Origin of the sequence: Amycolatopsis sp. SID8362 (assembly GCF_010550475.1) — a bacterium.
GTDB lineage: Bacteria > Actinomycetota > Actinomycetes > Mycobacteriales > Pseudonocardiaceae > Amycolatopsis > Amycolatopsis eburnea.
The window spans coordinates 1-1,020 of the sequence record NZ_JAAGNB010001691.1 but is presented as its reverse complement, the minus strand read 5'-3'; the positions used below and the strand labels follow the sequence as shown (position 1 = coordinate 1,020).

The 1,020-nt window shown below is 73.9% G+C and carries 1 protein-coding gene; it reads right to left on the bottom strand.

Annotation, left to right across the window (positions count from 1 at the left end; all coding sequences use genetic code 11):
* Positions 1-1,020 (bottom strand): GAF domain-containing sensor histidine kinase (locus G3I65_RS51960; RefSeq protein ID WP_160703442.1); only part of this gene is annotated, 1,020 nt, incomplete at both ends.

The following is a 1,020-nucleotide window of genomic DNA, read 5'->3' as shown; positions in this document are numbered from 1 at the left end:
CGCCGGCCCAGCCCGTCCACGGTGACGTCGACCGACGAGGACGTCGCCCCGGCGTGCCGCGCGACGTTGGTCAGCGCTTCGCGCAGCGACGCGATCAGGTCCGAGCGGACGGCGTCCGGCACCGCGGCGTCGAGCGGGCCGTCGAACCCGACGCGCGGTTCGAAACCGAGCGTGTCGCGGGCGTCCACCGCCACCCGCAGCAGCTCCGCGCGGAGGCTGCCGTTCGGCTGCGCGGGCGACTGCAGGGAAAAGATGCTGTTGCGGATCTCGCGGATCGTGCCGTCGAGGTCCTGGGCGAACCCGGACACGCGCGCGGCGACCTCCGGGTCGGCGATCATCCTGCTGACGCCTTCGAGGCCGAGCCCGGTCGCGAACAGCCGCTGGATCACCAGGTCGTGCAGGTCGTGGGCGATCCGGTCGCGGTCCTCGAACACCGCCAGCTGCTGCCGCGCCTCCTGCGCGCGGGAGAACTCGACGGCGAGCGCGGCGTGCCCGGCGAAGGTCTCGGCCAGCTGGACGTCGGCGTCGGTGAACGGCGACTTGTCGCGGAACTTCGCGATCACCAGCACCCCGAGCGTGTCCTCGCCGACGAGCAGCGGCACCGAGATGGCCGAGTCGAGGTCCTTGATCATCGCCGGCATCGGCCCGGCGCGGTCGCGCTGTTCTTCCTGGACGCGCTCGCCGTAGTCGCGCACGACGACCGGGCGGCGGGTGGCGAACGCGACGCCGGTGGCGGTGCCTTCGGTCGGCACGGTCAGCCCGGTCAGCCGGTCGGCGTCGTCCCCCGGCGGCTCGACGACGTCGAACACCAGCTGCCCCGGCCCGGCCGGGCGCGCGATCGCACCCGCTGTGCCGCCGGCGACGACGCGGGCGCGTTCGGCGATCAGCCTGAGCGTGGCGTGCAGGTCCTGCGACGCGAGCAGGGCGCCGGTGACGTCGTAGGAGGCCTCGAGCCAGCGTTCGCGGCGGCGCATCTGGTCCACGAGCAGCGCCTTTTCGACGGCCATGCCGGTCGCTGCG